General features: G+C 32.4%; 18 protein-coding genes and 1 other annotated feature. Of the genes, 14 read left to right on the top strand and 4 right to left on the bottom strand.

What is annotated here, in order from left to right; translation table 11 throughout:
* The 9 genes from gatB (at position 1) to ACY3IT_RS05960 (ending at position 7,489) form a co-directional block, all read left to right on the top strand.
* The gene (gene gatB, locus ACY3IT_RS06000; RefSeq protein ID WP_463082061.1) at positions 1–1,446 is read left to right on the top strand and encodes an Asp-tRNA(Asn)/Glu-tRNA(Gln) amidotransferase subunit GatB; all 1,446 of its coding nucleotides are present in this window, start codon (positions 1–3) and stop codon (positions 1,444–1,446) included.
* Positions 1,443–3,131 (top strand): GspE/PulE family protein, encoded by a 1,689-nt coding sequence (locus ACY3IT_RS05995; RefSeq protein ID WP_463082060.1) that lies wholly within the window; start codon positions 1,443–1,445, stop codon positions 3,129–3,131. The genes gatB and ACY3IT_RS05995 overlap by 4 nt, the downstream gene beginning before the upstream one ends.
* 1 nt (position 3,132) lies before the next feature.
* A complete protein-coding gene (locus ACY3IT_RS05990; protein ID WP_463082059.1) occupies positions 3,133–4,335 on the top strand; it encodes a type II secretion system F family protein in 1,203 nt (400 codons plus the stop codon).
* Between the two features lie 85 nt (positions 4,336–4,420).
* On the top strand, positions 4,421–4,804 hold the full coding sequence (locus tag ACY3IT_RS05985; RefSeq protein ID WP_463082058.1) for a type II secretion system protein: 384 nt from the start codon (positions 4,421–4,423) through the stop codon (positions 4,802–4,804).
* Between the two features lie 54 nt (positions 4,805–4,858).
* Positions 4,859–5,314: a hypothetical protein gene (locus ACY3IT_RS05980; protein WP_463082057.1), complete on the top strand. Its 456-nt coding sequence runs from the start codon at positions 4,859–4,861 to the stop codon at positions 5,312–5,314.
* Positions 5,315–5,356: 42 nt separating this feature from the next.
* On the top strand, positions 5,357–5,791 hold the full coding sequence (locus ACY3IT_RS05975) for a pilus assembly FimT family protein (RefSeq protein ID WP_463082056.1): 435 nt from the start codon (positions 5,357–5,359) through the stop codon (positions 5,789–5,791).
* Entirely contained in the window at positions 5,788–6,174 is a 387-nt protein-coding gene (locus ACY3IT_RS05970; RefSeq protein ID WP_463082055.1) for a type II secretion system protein, read from the top strand. The genes ACY3IT_RS05975 and ACY3IT_RS05970 overlap by 4 nt, the downstream gene beginning before the upstream one ends.
* 2 nt (positions 6,175–6,176) lie before the next feature.
* Positions 6,177–7,196, top strand: coding sequence for a lamin tail domain-containing protein (locus tag ACY3IT_RS05965; RefSeq protein ID WP_463082054.1), 1,020 nt, complete (start codon positions 6,177–6,179; stop codon positions 7,194–7,196).
* A complete protein-coding gene (locus tag ACY3IT_RS05960; RefSeq protein WP_463082053.1) occupies positions 7,148–7,489 on the top strand; it encodes a hypothetical protein in 342 nt (113 codons plus the stop codon). The genes ACY3IT_RS05965 and ACY3IT_RS05960 overlap by 49 nt, the downstream gene beginning before the upstream one ends.
* Here the strand turns inward: ACY3IT_RS05960 and ACY3IT_RS05955 are convergent.
* The 4 genes from ACY3IT_RS05955 to ACY3IT_RS05940 are packed head-to-tail and all read right to left on the bottom strand — an operon-like array spanning position 7,486 to position 10,773.
* A complete protein-coding gene (locus ACY3IT_RS05955) occupies positions 7,486–8,247 on the bottom strand; it encodes a pilus assembly FimT family protein (RefSeq protein WP_463082052.1) in 762 nt (253 codons plus the stop codon). The genes ACY3IT_RS05960 and ACY3IT_RS05955 overlap by 4 nt on opposite strands.
* Positions 8,244–8,804: a type IV pilus modification PilV family protein gene (locus tag ACY3IT_RS05950; protein ID WP_463082051.1), complete on the bottom strand. Its 561-nt coding sequence runs from the start codon at positions 8,802–8,804 to the stop codon at positions 8,244–8,246. The genes ACY3IT_RS05955 and ACY3IT_RS05950 overlap by 4 nt, the downstream gene beginning before the upstream one ends.
* Positions 8,805–8,821: 17 nt before the next feature.
* The gene (locus tag ACY3IT_RS05945) at positions 8,822–9,064 is read right to left on the bottom strand and encodes a hypothetical protein (protein WP_463082050.1); all 243 of its coding nucleotides are present in this window, start codon (positions 9,062–9,064) and stop codon (positions 8,822–8,824) included.
* Positions 9,061–10,773 (bottom strand): DUF4900 domain-containing protein, encoded by a 1,713-nt coding sequence (locus ACY3IT_RS05940; protein ID WP_463082049.1) that lies wholly within the window; start codon positions 10,771–10,773, stop codon positions 9,061–9,063. The genes ACY3IT_RS05945 and ACY3IT_RS05940 overlap by 4 nt, the downstream gene beginning before the upstream one ends.
* A gap of 254 nt (positions 10,774–11,027) precedes the next feature.
* Positions 11,028–11,249: a binding site (T-box leader), on the top strand.
* A 43-nt stretch (positions 11,250–11,292) separates the two neighbouring features.
* Here ACY3IT_RS05940 and ilvB point away from each other — a divergent pair.
* The 5 genes from ilvB to leuC are packed head-to-tail and all read left to right on the top strand — an operon-like array spanning position 11,293 to position 17,336.
* A complete protein-coding gene (gene ilvB, locus ACY3IT_RS05935) occupies positions 11,293–12,966 on the top strand; it encodes a biosynthetic-type acetolactate synthase large subunit (protein WP_463082048.1) in 1,674 nt (557 codons plus the stop codon).
* A gap of 16 nt (positions 12,967–12,982) precedes the next feature.
* Positions 12,983–13,465: an acetolactate synthase small subunit gene (gene ilvN / locus ACY3IT_RS05930; RefSeq protein WP_148807603.1), complete on the top strand. Its 483-nt coding sequence runs from the start codon at positions 12,983–12,985 to the stop codon at positions 13,463–13,465.
* A 26-nt stretch (positions 13,466–13,491) separates the two neighbouring features.
* Positions 13,492–14,487, top strand: coding sequence for a ketol-acid reductoisomerase (gene ilvC, locus ACY3IT_RS05925; RefSeq protein ID WP_463082047.1), 996 nt, complete (start codon positions 13,492–13,494; stop codon positions 14,485–14,487).
* A gap of 23 nt (positions 14,488–14,510) precedes the next feature.
* Entirely contained in the window at positions 14,511–16,022 is a 1,512-nt protein-coding gene (locus tag ACY3IT_RS05920) for a 2-isopropylmalate synthase (RefSeq protein ID WP_463082046.1), read from the top strand.
* 39 nt (positions 16,023–16,061) lie between these two features.
* Positions 16,062–17,336, top strand: a complete 1,275-nt coding sequence (gene leuC, locus ACY3IT_RS05915; protein WP_463082045.1) for a 3-isopropylmalate dehydratase large subunit — start codon at positions 16,062–16,064, stop codon at positions 17,334–17,336.

Here is a 17,336-nt window from a genome sequence, read left to right as displayed (position 1 = left end):
ATGCTAAAACCAGTAATAGGATTGGAAGTACATGCTCAGCTATCTACTGAAACTAAACTTTTTTGCTCTTGTAGTACGGATCATGAAAATGTCCCCCCAAATACTAATGTTTGCCCAATATGTATGGGGTTTCCAGGAGTCCTTCCAGTACTTAATAAAAAAGCGGTAGAATTTGCAATAAAGGCTGGTTTAGCTTTGAACTGCGAGATTTCAAATTATTCAAAGTTTGATAGAAAAAATTATTTCTATCCGGATTTACCCAAAGGATACCAAATATCTCAATATGATTTACCTTTATGCAAGAATGGTTATTTGGAAATTTTTGTGGATGGGGAAGTTAAGAAAATAAGAATAAAGAGAATTCATTTAGAGGAAGATGCTGGAAAATTATTACATATAGGGACAGGGGATAGATTATCAGAAGCCGATTACAGTCTTGTCGATTTTAATAGGGCAGGCATTCCTCTTATTGAGATTGTTACAGAACCTGATATAAATTCTCCTCAAGAAGCAAGAATATTTTTACAGGAACTAAGATTAATCTTAAGATATTTAGAAATAAGTAGCGGAGATATGGAAAAAGGTTCTCTAAGATGTGATGCTAATATTTCTATACAAACTCAGGAAGGAGTTTTAGGAACAAGAACTGAGATAAAAAATGTAAATTCTTTTTATTCCTTGGAAAAGGCTTTAGAATATGAAATTGAAAGGCAGATTGAACTTTTGAAAAATGGTGAACAAGTAATACAAGAGACAAGGCATTGGGATGAAAAAAAGCAAAAAACAGTGAGTTTAAGAGGAAAAGAAGAAGCAGAAGATTATAGATATTTTCCTGAACCTGATCTTCCCCCTTTAATCGTGACAGAGGAGATGAAGGAAAAAATAAAAAAGGAAATTCCAGTATTACCAAAGGAACTAAGAAGAAAATATTTTGCATTAGGTTTATTACCTAATGAAGTTGAGATAATTATTTCTGAAAGGGAATTAGCAGAATTTTTTGATAAGTCTCTAGTGTTATATACTAATCCCAAAAATCTTTTAAATTGGATATCTGTAGAAATCTTAAGTTATTTGAATGATAATAATATGTCCTTTAAAGATTTAAATATACTTCCTGAAAAATTTATAAAATTAATACAAATGGTAGATAAAAACGAAATAACACGTCCTGTAGCAAAGGACGTATTAAGAAAATATCTAACCACAGGTAAAGATCCAGAGAAGATAGTGGAAGAGGAAGGTTTAAAAACAGTATCTGATACTTCATATTTACAAGAGGTTATTCAAAAGGTTATATTAAATAATGAAAAAGCAGTTTCTGACTGGAAGAAGGGGAAGAAACAAGTCTTGAACTTTTTAGTAGGTCAGGTGATGAAAGAGACAAAAGGAAGAGCGAGTTTAGATTTAGTAAAAAATCTTCTTGAAGAAGAATTAAATAAATTATGAAAGAGAAAAAGCCCTTAGGTGAATATCTTTTAGAATTAGGACTTATAACAAAGGAGCAATTAGAGAAAGCTCTCGAGGAACAGAAGAAAACTGGGGTTAAATTAGGACAAATACTGATCGAGAGAGGATATGTAAAGCCCGAGGATATTGGAAAAGTATTAGAAAGGCAAAGTGAAATTCCCTATATTTCTTTGTCTGAAATCCCTATTGATGAAAAATTAGCTGGATCCTTTCCAGAAAATCTTTTAAGAAAATATAAATTTATACCTATGAAAAGAGAAAGTGGAATAATACATGTTGCTATAGTTCCTCCTATTGATCCTGTAGTAGTAAATGAAATAAGAAGAATAGTAAAGGCACCAATAAGATTGTTTATTACTACCGATAAAGAGTTTAATCAGATTATGTCAAAACTTTTCCCTTTAGAGAAGAGTACCCTTTCTGCTGTTCAAGACTTTCAAAGGAGTATGCCGGTAGAAACAATAGTTGAAGCCCCTCCTGCAATAGGCGTTGAAGAAGCACCTATTGTTAGATTGGTATCTTCTATAATTAATGAAGCAATCACAAGAAATGCCAGCGATATCCATTTAGATCCCCAAGAGAAAGAGATGAAGGTAAGATATAGAATCCATGGAATTCTTTATGATATTATGAGTATTCCTAAGGAAATTCAAGATGCTGTAGTAACAAGAATAAAGGTAATATCAGGAATGGATATAGCAGAAAGAAGAAGACCTCAAGATGGAAGAGCAACTTATAGATATGAAAATAAAATCTTTGATTTAAGAGTAGCTTCAGTGGGTACTATACACGGAGAAATGGTAGTTATAAGATTACTGGATAAATCAAAAGTACTTATTGAGCTTGATAGATTGGGCATGACAAATGAAGACCTTAATGTATTTGAACATCTTATAAAAAGACCTTTTGGAATGATCCTTGTCACAGGACCTACAGGAAGCGGTAAAACTACCACATTATACTCAGCTTTAAATGTTTTAAATAAACCATCAGTAAATATAATAACCTTAGAAGATCCGGTAGAATACGAACTTCCAGGAATAAATCAGATTCAGATACAACCAAAGATAGGTATAGATTTTGCTATGGGACTTAGAAATATCTTGAGACTTGATCCCAATATTATAATGGTGGGTGAAATTAGGGATTCAGAAACATTAAATACCGCTATTGAAGCTGCTCTAACGGGTCATTTGTTGTTAAGTACTTTTCATGCAAATGATTCTGTAAGTGCTGTGGCGAGATTGATACAAATGGGGCTGGAACCTTTTTTAATTGCATCTTCACTTATAGGGATAGTAGCCCAAAGATTAGTAAGGACTATATGTTTATCTTGTAAAGAAGAGTATATACCTTCATCGGAGGAAATAGAAGAACTCGGATTAACAAAGGATGAAGGAAGAAATATAAGACTTGTGCGAGGAAAAGGTTGTCTATTCTGTAATTATACAGGATATTCAGGAAGAACTGGAATTTTTGAGTTATTAAAAATAACTAAGAACATAAGGACATTAATAAATAAAAGGGCATCTATTGATGAAATTAGGGATATGGCATTAAGAGAGGGGATGAAAACCTTACATATGAATGCAAGAGAAAAGGTATTATCAGGAATAACTACTATTGAGGAGGCACGTAGAGTAATAGCTTGGGAGGAGGATTAATTTGCCCTCCTATAGATATGTGGCAAGAGATCTTGAGGGAAGAAGATATAAAGGTATAATTGAAGCAACCAATGAAAGAGAAGCAAGAAGAATTCTAAAATTAAGGAAATTATATGTAATATCCTTAAAAAAAGAATCCTCATTATGGAAAACTTTAACCTATAAAAAGAAAGTTACTCTTCCAGAGCTTGTTTTATTCACATCCCAATTTGCAACTCTTTTAAGATCTGGAATTATTCTTACAGAATGTCTTACAACTTTATCATCTCAAACCAACAATCCTTATTTTAGAGATATACTTAATGATGTAAGAAAAAGTGTTGATTCTGGATTGAGTCTATCAGAGGCTCTTTCTAAATATCCTAATGTATTTCCCAAAATATTTATAAGCTTAGTGAGAACGGGTGAAATTACAGGAAGTCTTGATATTATGTTGGAGAGACTTTCAAGGTATTTTGATGAACAACATGAATTAAGGGAAAGAATAAAATCAGCTACTACTTACCCTATAATAGTTATGGTTGCTGCAATCTTGGTTGTAATATTTATGCTAACTTTTGTAGTGCCTACTTTTCAAAGAATCTATGGGAGAACTAATGTACCTCTTCCTCTTCCCACAAGGATTACTATATTATTAGGAGATTTTGTTAAGAAAAATCTATTTATTATTTTTATCTTGTTTTTTTTGATTATTATTGGAATAAAACAAGCCCTAAAAATTAAAAAGATAAAAAGATGGTGGGATGAGTTTAAACTGAATATTCCTAAAATAGGCAATCTGTGGCGAAAAGTGTTACTTAATAGATTTACTAGTACCTTTTATGTACTTATAACAGGTGGAATATTAATAACCCAATCTTTGGAAATCCTTGAAGACGTAATGGGAAATCTATATTTCTCAGAGAATCTTAGAAAAATCCTTTCTGGGGTTTTGGAGGGAAGAAATTTATCAGAGCTTATTGATGAGAATGTATTTACCCCTCTTTTAAAGCAAATGATAGCAGTAGGGGAGAGGAGTGGAAGATTGGATTCTATGCTAGAAGAATATAGTAGATTTTCCCAAAGAGAGATAGAGATTGGAACAAAAAGAATAACCTCTCTAATAGAACCTGCATTAACATTGTTTTTAGGTATTGTAGTTTTCTTCATTGTTATATCCATGTATCTCCCAATGTTTAATATGGTAAGACTTTTTAGAAGGTAGGAATTAATACTTGGTATATGATAAATTTGTGATATAATTTAGTAAAGATAATAATTTTTAAATTTTGGGAAAGGAGGTGAGTTATTTGAAAAATAGTAAAGGTTTCTCCTTGTTAGAGCTTTTAGTTGTAGTAGCTATTCTTGGAATCCTTATAGCTATCGCATTACCAAGATATTTTGATGCAGTGGCAGATGCTAAAAGAAATGCTCAGAGAACAAATATAGCAATAATAAGAACGAGCTTAGAATATTATAGGAACAAAAATAACACATATCCAACAGATACACAGACATTTGTTAATTTCTTAAAAGATCCTAACTACTTCTCAGAAACACCAGTATGTCCGTATAATGGGCAAACATATACTTCTCAAGGATCTGCACCTGCTACTTGGGATGAGAGTAATGCTCATATATTAGTTTATCAGGGTTCAGCAAAATCCTATACTTTATCTTATACATCTCCATAGTTTTGTAACTATATTTATGCCCCGAAGCTTGTCTTCGGGGCTTTTTGTTAATAAATGAAGAAACTTTTTAATATCTTAAAGCTTAAAAAAATTATAAGTCCATTATTATATACTCTTCTTACATGTATTTTATTAATTCTTCTTTATATGTTTTTTAATATATTTTTTTGGTTAGGGGTACAAGCATTTATAATTTCCCATGAGATAGTAATAAATGCAAACTATGCTCTACAGCTTTCAGTTTTAAAAAATGAAAAAGTAGTCTTTGATTTTTATTACTCTTCTAAGACAAATTCTATTCAATTTTATTGGATGTATGGGGAAAAAACAAAAAAAATATATCTTTCTCCTCATCTTATTCCCTCAGGTATAAGAGCATATAGCCCAAAAGGGACTTATACTTTTTATTTTGAAAATGGAAATATATATCCAGAAGGTGAAATATCACTTTCAGCATTTTTTACAAAGAGAGTTATAAAGTTTTATAAAAATGGAAAGGTGAGTTTTTAAAACTTCTTGTAAAAACTTTTAAAGATTTGATAAAATAAAAACATGAAAAAGGGGTTTTCATTCTTAGAGGTTATAGTAGTAATATCCATCTTAGGAATCCTTTTATGGATTACATATAACTCTATATTGAGTAAACCGGACTCTAAAATATTATTACAGAATACTACAAATCAATTTATTCAGGATATAAGATATATAAGACAAAGAGCAATAATTAATAAAACTGACTGGATATTAATAATCTCACCTCAGGCATATACTTCCTATACCTTCCTTGATGATAAGGGAAAGATTGTAACAAGATTTTTTAATAATATTTCTGTAAATACAACTGCTACTTTATTTTCCTTTGATAGAGATGGCAATTTTACAGCTGATTATACAGAAACTTATGCCATTTTAACATTAATAATTGATAATTATACTTCTACTATAAGGATAAATTCCTTAGGTTTTATTGAAGTGGAAGGTTTATGAAAAGAGGTTTTACCTTCTTAGAAGTTTTGATATCAATACTTATTTTAGGAATATTTATGGCATCCTTTGGAGTTGGGTTATACCATATTTTAAATGAGGATGATATGGAAAAAATTGAAAGTACATGCTTAGAATTATCTGAAAGAGTTATAGAAGATTATAGAAAAACTATTTTAGCCAATTGGACAGCTTCTTTTCCCATTTCTGGAAATTTTGCTAGTATTGGATATACAAGCTATCTTTATACAATAAGCATTACAAACATTACAAATTCACTAAGACAATTTACAATTACAGTTTGGAATGATGCAAATAATAACAATACATTAGATAATTTTGAGGGTAAAGCAGTTCTTGTTAGTTTAATATCAAGAAGGAGATAATAATGAGGAATGGCTTAACCCTAATTGAAGTGATTATAGGTGTTTTAATATTAGGAATGATTGCTCTTCTTCTTGCCAATGTTCTTATAGGAACCATAGATCTTTTTGGTAGAAAACAAGAATCTCAAGAAATATTCTCAAATGCCCAAATAATTCTCGATAGATTAACAAGAGAGATAAGACAAGGATCTCAAGTGTTAGATATAAGTTCTGCTACTGATACCCTTGGTAAACTTTCCATTCAGCTTTGTACAGGAGATATAAGAAGTTTCTCCTACACATTATATAATGGAAAATATTATTTTACTGTTGATGGGGAGATTCAAGCGGGTCCAATAAAAGAGCTTAGGTTTATTGGATATGATTTTAATGGTACCTACACCACATTGACATCTACTATAAGAACTCTATCAATTACACTTGTCATGGACAATAATGAAAAACATATGACTTTGGTATCTTTAAGAACTCAAGTCCAACCACAGTTATCAGGTATATTCATTACTGAGATTATGTATTATCCTGCAAGTCTTGATAAAAATGGAAATTCTCAAGATGAAAGAGATATGGAATTTATTGTTCTGTATAATGGAACAACTTATACTGTAAACTTATATGGTTGGAGAGTTAATAGAACTACAAGAATTTTTGACAGTCCTTCAGGAAGCTTTTTATTAACACCTGGTAATTATGCTATTATAGGAGGAAAAGATTCAAATTTAACTAATTTTTACAATCTTCCATCTTCCTATTTATATTTGAAAACACAGCAAAGAGGTCTTTACTCTGCAAATGGGGAGATGCCTGATAATTATGGATCTGTTGTTATAGAGGATGATAGGCAAAATGTAATTGATCAAGTAGATTATTCCTATACTTGGGGTGGTTATCCATCGGGTAATAATTATTATTCTCTTCTTCGTAAATCTATATCAGCTCCCTCCAATGATCCGTCAAATTGGAGAAATAGTCTTTGTTTAAATTATTATACTTCAAGCTTGTACGTTTCGCTCCTCTTGTAAAAGTAAAGGAAGAAAAAAATACAACTACAAGTCAAAATATAAAAACTATTAATAATCTTTTTGTAGAGGAGAAAGAATCTTCTGAGGATAAGTTTCCATATGAGCTTAAAGGTATTTTAAAAGGAGAAGAAAAAGAATTAGTCATTCTTGAAAAAGTAGGAGAAGATAAAGGCACAATTTTAGAGAAAGGAAATCAAATAGATGGATATAAGATTTATAATATAGATGTGGAAAAAGGAGAGGTAATATTAAGGAAAGGAAATATTTCTTATAAATTAAAAATGAGAATTTAATAAGCTATAGGAAGTTCTTCTAAAAAGACTGCACCTTTAAATTTTATCTCCTTATTTCTGTAGATATTTTGATATCTTCTTTGAGCTCTTATAGTTACTTCCACTTGTTGTATATTTATACTTCTCGATGTTATGGAGTTTGTATAGGTTGTATATGTGTAAGCTGATGTTACATCAACAACATAATAATTTACTGTAAATCCATTATTTATTATATAATCAGCTATAACCTTAGGTCCTTCACCAGTAGTAAAGGTAATGTTTGTAGGATAATTAATTATTTTTGCAAGTTTAATAACTCTAGTTCCTCCTGTTTCTACAACAGTTAAAGTAAAAGTATTATATTGAGGAGCCCAGTTTATAAATTTTTTGTAATAGAGGAGCATTCTTGAATTTGGTAACAATGCATCTTGAGGATTTCTTGGTACAGATAAATATGCATTTAAATAATATCCTCCTGATGTGGGTGAAATAGTTAATAGTTTATTATAGGATACTTTTTCATTTATATTCAAATTAAAACGAGAATTATCCCTCAAAACAATATTCACATCAGGAGGATATATGAAAATACTTTTCAGAACCGAATCTAATATTTGAGACTTTGCTGTAGATAGTTGATCAAATATTTCTCTATCGAGCCTTTGAACAATAAGATCCCTTTGTATAGCAAACCACATACTAAAAGCAGAAGCTAATACTATAAAAAGAATGGTAATTGATATTATTAATTCTGGTAAAGACATTCCTTGTTTCATGGCCTTGAAATAACTCCTACAATTTCAGCTAATGGATTTTCATATCTTTTTGGTGGACTTCCAGGTCCTGGCTTGTGGAAACTGGTATCAATTTTTCCATCTCTTTTTGTGTAATATACCCTAATTGTAATTCTCTTTAGTATGACTGTGGAAGTTCCAGGTTGATAGTAATCCTTAATTAAAAATTGTACAGCATATTTGGGAGATCCATTTACTTGAGGTATGCTCATGAATTGTGTATAGATCATATCACCACCTGAAGGATCAGCTGGAATAGCTGGACATATTGTTGGAATAGCTGGGATCGCCCCTTGGACATTCTGCTTTTCATTTTCATTTAAAGATAAAAAGTTATCAAGACTATTCCCAGACCAAACCTTAATTGTTTCTATGATGTTTTTAGCTATGTCTTGAGCTTCAGCTCTATCTTTCAATCTTTTATTTAAGGTAAAACTTAACACTGTTGCTCCTGTTGCTCCTAAGACAAGAACCATCAAAATTATAGCAAAAATTACCACTCCAATTAAGGATTGTCCTTTTTCTCTTTTATTTTTCATACCATCACCCCCTAAGGTTACTCGGTAAACTCCACAAATGGAGGATAAGGACCTCTTTTATTATGATTCTCATTCTCCTTTTTGATTGGATTTGTATATGTATTTTTCTCTTCAATCTCCAAATTAATATCCCTTTCTACTTTACTCTTTATTTCCATAGATGAATATTCTTCGGTTTTTGAAGGTATCAATCTAAATATGAGAATCACTATAAATATGCCTATACTGATTATTAGCAATATTCTATCTAAATCTTTCATCTCCAGCTCTCCACCCATGAATCTATAGTTACCCATCTCTGGGTTTGAGGATTACCTTCCTGAATAGTTCTATTAGTAGTAGGGAAATATGGAGGTGCATACCCAGTACGCATTCTATAATCATACCAGAAATCTCTACCATAACCAGTCTTTGGTACGGGATTACCATTTCTATCTGTAGTAAAAGTTCCAAATGCTCCGTACCTTTTTGATATAATTCCTCCAAGTAAATGTACATCACCTGCAGGAGATCTTGTATTATAGTTCATTACTTGTACGACTCCATTTGGGGCCATTAATACTCCATGAATATTTGGATCCCTAAGAGGAGTACCATCTGGATTTTTGGTATCAATCCATATATTTCCATTTTGTGCTAAAAGACCAAGAACATTAATTGCATTAGGATTATTTCTTGGATCATCTTCATAAACAAGATTATTTGTGATAGTAATTGTGTTCGCTGCAATAACAGACAATCTTTGATCTTTTTGAATTAACCCCTTTATACTTGTTATATTTCCGTCCACATATATAACTCCATTTGGTACTTTATTTATCACAATAGTATTATTCCCTATTTTTACATAAGTTTTATTATTTTCAGAATCAATAGTAAAAACATATGTATTGTTTCCTTGGGCGATAGTATATACAGCTCTTCCTGATGAGTCTTTGCCGAATTCTATACTAGCATCTCCTTTTACATATATACCACCACCATTTGCAATTGTAATAGTATATACACCATCTGGAGGAGGATTGTTATTAACAGGTAAACCTAAATAGCTTCTAATAATAGAGTATGTTGGAGAATAAGTAGGAAAAACATCACCAGGAAAATAAGATAGCGCTGCATAAAGCTGAGTATATGTGGTAGGTGGAAGATCAATTTTACTAGCACCTCTTATAAATCCTTGTGCAAAGAATGGAACGTCATTTGGAGGATTTCTATCTGCACTAAGTCTTACTGTTCTTCCTCTATTGTAAAACATTGCAGTTGCTGCAGATGATGTCACTATATCAAAGAATTGTGGAGTATAAGCAAAGGCAAATTCCCCATTGGTGTGAACTGGTCCATAAAATCGTGTCCTATCTGTAAACCATACTGTTGAGCCATCAGCCATTTGATGTAAATCTGTAAATAGGGCAAATCTTGCAAAATTTTCTCTTCGTAAAACTCCTTCAATTTTTCCGGTAACAGTAACTGTAAGAGTAACTGCAGGTGAAAAATTTACCTTCCTACCTGTACATACAATGGTGTAATTATATGTATAGGTTATATAATCTGTAACTCCACCTCTAACACTTGCAGAATAAGCAGATAAAGTAAAAGAATAACTATTTAAGGAATATATTGTAGTAGGATCCACCTGAGCTGTATTTGTATATATAAATTGAATTGTATTTATAAAATTTGGATTTGATGAAGATAATATATTTCTCATTCTATCTTCTGTAATTTCGGAGACTTTAAGTTTACCTATTTCTTCTTTTAAATAATATCTTGCAGTAGTTAAAATACTTTTGATTCCTATTTGAGTAGCATATAAAACCTGATCTCTTGCTTGATTTCTGCGCGTAAAGTAAGATTGTTCAATGGGAAGATTTAAAAGTAAAGCAATAAGAGCAGTTACAAAAATTGCAAGAGTTAAAGCTGTTATTAAACTTATATCCCCCTTTTCCCTCACCCAATTTTTATTTTTCATACTCTCTACTCCCTTTATTTACAATTTTTTCTTATTAAATAATTATACCCTAAAATTTGTTATATTATAACAAAAATTTTGGGATTTTAATTAAATATATAATCCACTTTCTTAATTTTTTTCTCAAAATAACTTTACATAATATATATTATCGGAAGTAAAAATAAAAATAGGAAAATTCATATAAAAATTTCATCTAACCCTCTTTACAAAAAAAATTTTGTATGATAATATTCCTGATTAAATATAAAAAATCAAAGGCGATGAAGAGGAGCAGTATGTAGATTTGCATATTTTACAGAGAGCCAGGGGGTTGGTGTGACCTGGTGTTGCGGTCTATAGAACTCGCCTCGGAGCTTGAAATCTGAAACTTTTAGTAGGATTTCACGTATCTCTGCGTTAAAGAGAAGAGAGGCCTTAAGTATAATTATCTTAAGGCAATAAAGGTGGTACCGTGGGAGCTTCTCATCCTTGTTGTGGTTGAGAAGCTTTTATTTTAAGAAAGGAGGTAAAAATATCATGCAGATGACAGTAGCTGAAGCAATAATAAAATATATGCAGGAAGAAGAAGGGATTGAAATATTATTTGGTTATCCGGGTGGTGCTGTCATAAGTTTTTATGATGCATTATATAATTCTACCCTTAAGCACGTATTAGTAAGGCATGAGCAAGGTGCAGCTCATGCTGCAGATGGTTATGCGAGATCAACAGGTAAAGTTGGTGTATGTGTGGCTACCTCTGGCCCAGGAGCTACCAATTTAGTGACAGGTATAGCAACAGCATATATGGATTCTACTCCAATCGTGGCTATAACTGGACAGGTAAGAACTTCTGCTATAGGAAAAGATTCATTTCAAGAAGTAGATACCCGTGGTATAACCATGCCAATTACTAAACATAATTATCTATTGAAAGATCCAAGTGAGGCACTAAGAATAATTAAAGAAGCTTTTTATATAGCAAAAACAGGTAGAAAAGGTCCTGTTTTAATTGATATTCCAGCAGATGTATTTTCTTCAAAAATTGAATACTCTGTACCTAACAAAGTAGAACTTCTTGGATATCGTCCTAATTATGAACCACATCCATTACAACTTAGAAAAGCTGCCCAATTAATAAAAGAGTCAGAAAGACCAATTATACTGGCAGGTGGTGGAGTAATATCTTCAGATGCTTCTACAGAGCTTATTAAATTTGCAGAAAAAATTAATACTCCTGTAGTAACCACATTAATGGGAAAAGGCTCTATACCAGAAGATCATGAGTTATGTTGTGGATTTATAGGGATGCATGGGGCTGCTTATGCAAATTATGCTATAAATGAAAGTGATCTTATTATTGCTATAGGAGTAAGATTTAGTGATAGATCTACAGGAAAAGTAGAAACCTTTGCTCCACATGCTAAGATAATTCATATAGATATAGATCCAGCTGAAGTTGGTAAAAATGTTTCTGTTGATATACCTATTGTGGCAGACGCTAAAAGAGCTTTAGAGAAATTGTGCGAGATAGTAGAGCCAAAACATAATCCTATCTGGTGGGAAAAGATTAAAGAATGGAAGACTAAGTATCCTTTAAGATATAGATGGTATGATGATGAAATAGTACCCCAGTATGTAATTGAAAAAATCTATGAAAAAACCAAAGGAGAAGCTATAGTAGTCACAGAAGTAGGACAAAATCAAATGTGGGCTGCCCAGTTTTATAAAGTAAAAAGACCTAGACAATTTATTACTTCTGGTGGCTTAGGAACGATGGGATTTGGATTTCCAGCCTCAATAGGAGCCAAAATAGCAAATAAAGATAAAATTGTTATTGATATAGCAGGTGATGGAAGTATACAGATGAATATTCAGGAATTAGCTACTGCCTCAGCAGAGAAACTACCTGTTAAGATCTTTGTTTTAAATAACAGCTGTCTTGGCATGGTCAGACAGTGGCAAGAACTTTTTTATAACAAGAGATATGCATGTACATTATTAGATGTAGCTCCCGATTTTGAAAAATTAGCAGATGCATATGGAGCATATGGGAGAAAAGTTACTAAAATTGATGAACTAGAAGATGCTATTGAGTGGGCACTGAATATAAACGATGCTCCAGTAATAGTAGATATTAAAGTAAAAAGGGAAGCTAATGTCTTTCCTATGATCCCAGCCGGTGGTTCTATTGATAAAATGATGATTGACTAAAGGAGGCGAATGTTTTATGCAACATACCTTATCATTAATTGTAGAAAATAAGCCTGGAGTATTAGCAAGAATTGCAGGACTCTTTAGTAGAAGAGGTTATAATATAGAGAGTTTAGCAGTTAATACCACAGAAACTCCTAATCTTTCTCGTATTACATTAGTTGTAAATGGAGATGAAAAGGTATTAGAGCAAATAACAAAGCAAGCTTACAAACTAATAGAAGTTATTAAAGTTAATGATTTTACAGGTGTTCCTGTTGTAGAAAGAGAACTCGCTTTAATAAGAGTTAAATCAGATGCATCAACTCGTAGGGCTATTATAGATTTAGTTGAAATATTTAGGGCAAGTATAGTTGATGTTAGTGATAAGGATCTTATTATTGAAGTTACTGGAGATAGCGAGAAAATAGATGCCTTTAAGAAGAATTTGGAGCCATACGGAATTAAGGAAATGGTACGTACTGGAAAGATTGTTATGGAGAGAGGATTAAAATTATGAAAACTTTAATATGAGGAGGTTCTACTATGGCAAAGGTTTATCATGATTCAGATGTTAGTTTAGATATCATTAAAGGTAAAACTATTGTTATTATTGGCTATGGTAGTCAAGGTCGTGCCCATGCCAGAAATTTGAAGGACAGTGGACTCAACGTTATAGTGGGAGTAAGACCTAACGGTGAATCATGGAAAAGAGCTGTAGAGGAAGGTATGAACGTAGAAAAAATAGAGAATGCTGTACAAAAAGCCGATATAATAATGTTTTTAATACCAGATACAGAACAACCACATATCTATAATAATCAAGTAATGCCATATTTAAAACCAAATCAAGCTTTAGGATTTGCTCATGGATTTAATATACATTTTTCCCAAATAGTTCCCCCACCCTTTGTTGATGTATTTATGGTAGCTCCTAAAGGGCCTGGACCACTTGTAAGAGATTTATATGTAGAAGGTAAAGGAGTACCTGCATTGTTTGCCGTATATCAGGATTATTCTCAAAAAGCTAAAGAAATTGCTCTTGCTTATGCCAAAGGTATCGGAGCTACAAGAGCAGGAGTAATAGAGACCACCTTTAAAGAAGAAACAGAAACAGATCTTTTTGGCGAACAAGTAGTATTATGTGGTGGAGTTACTGCGTTAATTAAGGCTGGATTTGAGACTCTTGTTGAGGCAGGTTATCAGCCAGAAGTTGCTTATTATGAGTGTTTACATGAGATGAAGCTTATTGTGGATCTTATAAACCAAGGTGGTATAAGCTTTATGAGAAAAGCCATCTCAGATACAGCTAAGTATGGTGATATAACAAGAGGTCCAAGGATTATTAATGAAGAGACTAAAAAAGAAATGAAAAAGATATTGTATGAAATACAAAGTGGACAATTTGCAAAGGAATGGATACTTGAAAATCAAGTAGGAAGACCAGTTTTTAATGCTCTTTTGAAAAAGGATGAGGAACATCTAATAGAAAAGGTTGGAAAAATCTTAAGAGAAATGATGCCTTGGTTAAAGAAAAAGTAATTAATTTAAGGTGGTGAGTTTTTATGTCAAAGGTGTACATCTTTGATACAACTTTGAGGGATGGAGAACAAACCCCTGGAGTTAACTTAAATAAGGAAGAGAAATTAGAAATAGCAAAACAACTTGCTAAGCTTAATGTGGATATCATTGAAGCTGGATTTCCAATTGCATCTCCTGGAGAATTTGAGGCTGTAAAGAATATAGCAGATAATGTAAGAGGATCTATTATTGCTGCTCTTGCAAGAGCTATTCCTTTAGATATTGATAGAGCATGGGAAGCTATAAAAGGAGCAGAATCTCCTAGGATTCATACCTTTATTGCCACTTCTGATATACATATTGAGAAAAAACTAAGAAAAACAAGAGATGAGGTTCTTGAACAAGCTGTTTCAGCTGTTAAATATGCAAAAAGATATTGTAGTGATGTGGAGTTTTCAGCAGAAGATGCAGTTAGAAGTGATTTTAATTTTCTATGTAAAGTGTTTGAGGCTGTTATAGAGGCTGGAGCAACTGTCATAAATGTACCTGATACAGTTGGTTATGCCTTACCCTGGGAATTTGGTGAACTTATTAAGAGGCTGAAAGAAAATGTAAAAAATATAGATAAAGTTATAGTTAGTGTACATTGCCATAATGATTTAGGGCTTGCTACTGCTAATTCTCTCTCTGCAATAATAAATGGAGCAGAACAAGTAGAATGTACAATAAATGGATTGGGTGAAAGAGCTGGAAATGCAGCCATGGAAGAAATTATTATGGCAATAAAAGTAAGAAGACTTCCTTATGAAGTAGGTATTAATACTCAAGAAATATATAAAACAAGCAAATTAGTAAGTACTCTAACAGGTATTCCTATTCAGCCTAATAAAGCAGTAGTTGGAGAAAATGCCTTTGCTCATGAATCAGGTATCCATCAACATGGAATAATTCAAGATCCAACTACTTATGAAATTATAGATCCTAAAATGATAGGTATACCTGAAAGTAGAATAGTCCTTGGTAAACATTCAGGCAAACATGCTTTTGAAAAGAGATTGCAAGAATTAGGTTATAATTTGTCAGCAGATCAATTGGAGGAAGCTTTTAAGAAGTTCAAAGAATTGGCTGATAAAAAGAAAGAAATTACAGACAGGGATATTGAGGCAATAGTATCTAATCAAATGAGACTTATACCTGAATTTTATAAGTTAGAACATCTTCAAGTAGTCAGCGGAATAGGAATAGTACCAACTGCAACTGTAATCATTGCAGAAGATGGTGAAACAATAAAATCTGTAGAGATAGGAAATGGTCCAGTGGATGCTGTTTATAAAGCTATATCAAAGGCGGTAAAAATACAGCATAATCTTGAAGATTTCTCATTAAAGTCTATTACTGGTGGTACTGATGCTTTAGGAGAAGCAGTGGTAAAGATATCAGATAAAGACGGAAACTTTTATGTTGGTAGGGCGTCAAGTACTGATATCGTAGAAGCAAGTGCAAAAGCTTATTTAAGGGCTATTAATCAAATGATTATGTTTAGGGGTAAAGATTAACAGAATAAGTTTCGTAAAAAAAAGGAGGCTTTTAGATAAATGGGAATGACAATAACAGAAAAAATATTAGCAGATCATTCTGGAAGAAAAGAAGTATATCCAGGAGAATTAATTTTTGCAAAACTTGATTTTATTCTTGCTAATGATATTACAGGTCCACTTGCAATTAAAGAATTTGAAAAAATTGGGGCAGAAAAGGTATTTGATCCTGAAAGAATTGCTTTAATTCCAGACCATTCTACGCCTAATAAAGATATAAAGTCAGCTATGCAAAGTAAAATGTTAAGAGATTTTGCAAAAAAACATAATATAAAATATTATTATGAGGTCGGTAGAGTTGGAATTGAACATGCTTTACTCCCTGAGGAGGGTTTAGTATTACCAGGTGATTGTATTATTGGGGCTGATTCTCATACATGTACCTACGGAGCATTAGGAGCCTTTTCAACAGGTGTAGGCAGTACCGATTTTGCTTATGCTATGGCAACTGGAGAAATATGGTTTAAAGTTCCAGAAAGTTTAAAATTTGTTTATTATGGAAAATTACCACAGTGGGTAACTGGAAAAGATCTAATACTACAAACAATAGGATATATAGGAGTTGATGGTGCAAGATATAAAGCAATGGAATTTACAGGTGAAATCATTAGAACCCTTCCTATGTCTGATAGGCTTACTATATGCAATATGGCTATTGAAGCAGGAGCAAAAAACGGAATAATAGAACCCGATGAAATCACATTAGAATATGTAAAAGGAAGAGCAAAAAGAGGGTATAAATTCTATAAAAGTGATCCTGATGCTAATTATAAAGAAATATATGAATGGGATGTAAGTAAGTGGGAGCCTGTTGTAGCTTTTCCTCATCTACCAAGTAATGTAAAGCCGATTTCTTCAATAAGTAAAGACATTTATATAGATCAAGTCTATATAGGGTCATGCACTAATGGAAGAATTGAAGACTTAAGGATGGCAGCTAAAATTTTAGAAGGGCATAAGGTACATCCTGATGTTAGACTTATAATAACACCCGCCACACCGCGTATATATATGGATGCATTAAGAGAAGGCTTATTAGAAATATTTTTAGAAGCTGGAGCTTCAATAACACCACCAAGTTGTGGACCGTGTTTAGGAGGACATTTGGGAGTATTGGCAGATGGTGAGAGAGCTGTAGCAACAACTAATAGGAATTTTGTTGGTAGAATGGGGCATCCGAAAAGTGAAGTATATTTGGCTAATCCCGCAGTAGCAGCTGCTTCTGCTATTCTTGGAAGAATAGCTGCTCCATGGGAAGTGGAGGTGAAAGAGTAA

This window comes from Dictyoglomus sp. GBS (assembly GCF_055179815.1).
The sequence above is the reverse complement of the archived record's forward strand: the minus strand, read 5'-3'. Positions and strand labels throughout refer to the sequence as shown.